The 2,465-nt window shown below is 62.2% G+C and carries 5 protein-coding genes; all 5 read left to right on the top strand.

The genetic code is table 11. From position 1 onward, the window contains the following. Nucleotides 1–404, top strand: a 404-nt coding sequence (gene rplE, locus EOA60_RS28655; RefSeq protein ID WP_128312288.1) for a 50S ribosomal protein L5, incomplete at its 5' end; no start/stop codon positions are given. Between the two features lie 26 nt (nucleotides 405–430). Further along, nucleotides 431–736: a 30S ribosomal protein S14 gene (gene rpsN, locus EOA60_RS28660; protein ID WP_059188495.1), complete on the top strand. Its 306-nt coding sequence runs from the start codon at nucleotides 431–433 to the stop codon at nucleotides 734–736. 12 nt (nucleotides 737–748) lie between these two features. Continuing rightward, the gene (gene rpsH, locus EOA60_RS28665) at nucleotides 749–1,147 is read left to right on the top strand and encodes a 30S ribosomal protein S8 (protein WP_066989600.1); all 399 of its coding nucleotides are present in this window, start codon (nucleotides 749–751) and stop codon (nucleotides 1,145–1,147) included. 113 nt (nucleotides 1,148–1,260) lie between these two features. Then, nucleotides 1,261–1,794 carry a 50S ribosomal protein L6 gene (gene rplF, locus EOA60_RS28670; RefSeq protein ID WP_067321468.1) on the top strand — a complete coding sequence of 178 codons (534 nt, stop codon included), beginning with the start codon at nucleotides 1,261–1,263 and terminating at the stop codon, nucleotides 1,792–1,794. A gap of 88 nt (nucleotides 1,795–1,882) precedes the next feature. Beyond that, entirely contained in the window at nucleotides 1,883–2,245 is a 363-nt protein-coding gene (gene rplR / locus EOA60_RS28675) for a 50S ribosomal protein L18 (RefSeq protein ID WP_066989604.1), read from the top strand. The last annotated feature ends 220 nt before the right edge of the window (nucleotides 2,246–2,465 follow it).

The following is a 2,465-nucleotide window of genomic DNA, read 5'->3' on the forward strand; positions in this document are numbered from 1 at the left end:
ATTCCAAGAAGCCCTCGGTCGCGGCCGAGGACCTCGCGCTGATCGCCGGCCAGAAGGCTGTCGTCACCCGCGCCCGCAACTCGATCGCGGGCTTCAAGGTGCGCGAGAACATGCCGATCGGCGCCAAGGTCACGCTGCGCAAGGAACGCATGTACGAGTTCCTCGACCGCCTCGTGAACATCGCGCTGCCGCGCGTTCGCGACTTCCGCGGACTGAACCCGAAGAGCTTTGACGGCCGTGGCAACTACGCCATGGGCATCAAGGAGCACATCGTGTTCCCGGAGATCAACTACGACAAGGTTGATCAGGTCTGGGGCATGGACGTCATCGTTTGTACGACGGCGAAGACGGATGACGAGGCCAGAGCGCTGCTCAAGGCCTTCAACTTCCCCTTCCGCCAGTAACGGCAGCGAAAAAGGAAAAATCTGAAATGGCAAAGACCAGCTCAGTCGAGAAGAACAACCGGCGCCGCAAGCTTGCCGGTCAGTACGCCGCCAAGCGCAAGGCGCTCAAGGACATCGTCATGGACCAGTCCAAGCCGATGGAAGAGCGTTTCCGCGCCCAGTTGAAGCTTTCGGCGCTGCCGCGCAACTCGGCCAAGATCCGCATCCGCAACCGCTGCGAAGTGACGGGGCGTCCGCGCGCCTACTATCGCAAGCTCAAGCTTTCGCGTATCGCGCTTCGCGATCTGGGCAACAACGGCCAGATCCCGGGCCTGGTCAAGTCGAGCTGGTAAGGAGACACTGAGATGTCATTGAGCGATCCTCTCGGCGATATGCTGACCCGCATCCGCAACGCCTATGGCCGCAAGAAGTCGAGCGTCTCGACCCCGGCCTCGCGTCTGCGCGCCCGCGTCCTCGAAGTGCTGAAGTCGGAAGGCTATATTCGCGACTACAGCCAGACTGACTTCGAGAACGGCAAGTCGGAAATCGAGATCGAGCTGAAGTATTTCGACGGCGCTCCGGTCGTGCGCGAAATCGAGCGCGTCTCGAAGCCCGGCCGCCGCGTCTATGTCTCGGCCAAGTCGATCCCGCATGTCGCCAACGGCCTCGGCATCGCCATCCTTTCGACGCCGAAGGGCGTCATGGCCGATCACGAAGCGCGCGAGCAGAATGTCGGCGGCGAGATCCTCTGCCAGATTTTCTAAGGGTGAATGGTCAATGGTGAATAGTGAATGGTGAGGCTGCACGGGACTTTGACCGCGCCGTTCGCCATTCCACCATTCACCATTCACAGCAGTAAAGGAAAGAGGAGACAACAATGTCTCGTATCGGAAAGAAACCCGTTTCGCTGCCGCAGGGCGTCTCCGCGACCGTCAACGGCCAGACCGTGACGGCGAAGGGCCCCAAGGGCGAGCTGAAGTTCGTGGTCAACGACGAAGTGCTGGTCAAGATGGAAGGCGCCGAGATTTCGGTCGAGCCGCGCGACCAGACCAAGACCGCCCGCGCCAAGTGGGGCATGTCGCGCACGCAGATCGTCAACATCCTGCAGGGCGTCAAGGACGGCTTCGAGAAGAAGCTCGAGATCACCGGCGTCGGCTATCGCGCCGCCATGCAGGGCAAGAACCTGCAGCTGGCGCTCGGCTTCAGCCACGACGTGGTCTATGAGACGCCGCAGGGCATCACGATCTCCGTGCCGAAGCCGACCGAAATCACGGTCTCCGGCATCGACAAGCAGCAGGTCGGCCAGGTCGCGGCCGAGATCCGCGAGTATCGCGGTCCCGAACCCTACAAGGGCAAGGGCGTGCGCTATGCCGACGAGCGGATTGTCCGCAAGGAAGGCAAGAAGAAGTAAGACTTTTGATCGCCGCGGGGCGCGACCGCGGGAGGCTTGGCCTACCGCACACGGTTGCCCCCGTTTTCTGAAGGCAAGGAACAGAATCATGGCTAGCCCCAAAGAAACCACCCAGCGCCGCGCGCAGCGCGTGCGCCGCCAGCTCAAGAAGGTCGCCGGCGAGCGGCCGCGGCTTTCGGTGCATCGCACCTCGAAGCACATCTACGTCCAGGTCATCGACGACGCCAAGGGCCACACGCTGGCCGCCGCCTCGACCCTGGAGAAGGAGCTGAAGGGCTCGCTCAAGACCGGCGCCGACAGCGCCGCTGCTGCCGCGGTCGGCAAGCTGATCGCCGAGCGCGCGTCGAAGGCCGGCGTCAAGGAAGTCGTCTTCGATCGTGGCCCGTACATCTATCACGGCCGCGTCAAGGCGCTGGCCGAGGCTGCCCGCGAAGGCGGTCTGAGCTTCTAATGCATGATCCCGAAAAGTTGCAGACTTTTCGGACAGGATCATGCAAAGGAGAAATTCACCGCCGGTGGGTCGCTAGAGGCGCCGGCAAACAGCAACCCGTGCTTCCGGAAAAGAACAAGGACTAGGATATGGCACAGGAACGTAGGGAAGGCGGCCGCGGCCGCCTTCCCTACGTTCCTGTGCCATATCCTAGTCCTTGTTCTTTTCCGGAAGCACGGGT

Source organism: Mesorhizobium sp. M1A.F.Ca.IN.020.06.1.1 (genome assembly GCF_004023265.1).
Classification (GTDB): Bacteria; Pseudomonadota; Alphaproteobacteria; order Rhizobiales; family Rhizobiaceae; genus Mesorhizobium.

What these genes read in the sequence shown, in the direction of transcription:
- rpsN (WP_059188495.1), top strand. Translation starts at nt 431, where the DNA reads ATGGCAAAGACCAGCTCAGTCGAGAAGAACAACCGGCGCCGCAAGCTT.
- rpsH (WP_066989600.1), top strand. Translation starts at nt 749, where the DNA reads ATGTCATTGAGCGATCCTCTCGGCGATATGCTGACCCGCATCCGCAAC.
- rplF (WP_067321468.1), top strand. Translation starts at nt 1,261, where the DNA reads ATGTCTCGTATCGGAAAGAAACCCGTTTCGCTGCCGCAGGGCGTCTCC.
- rplR (WP_066989604.1), top strand. Translation starts at nt 1,883, where the DNA reads ATGGCTAGCCCCAAAGAAACCACCCAGCGCCGCGCGCAGCGCGTGCGC.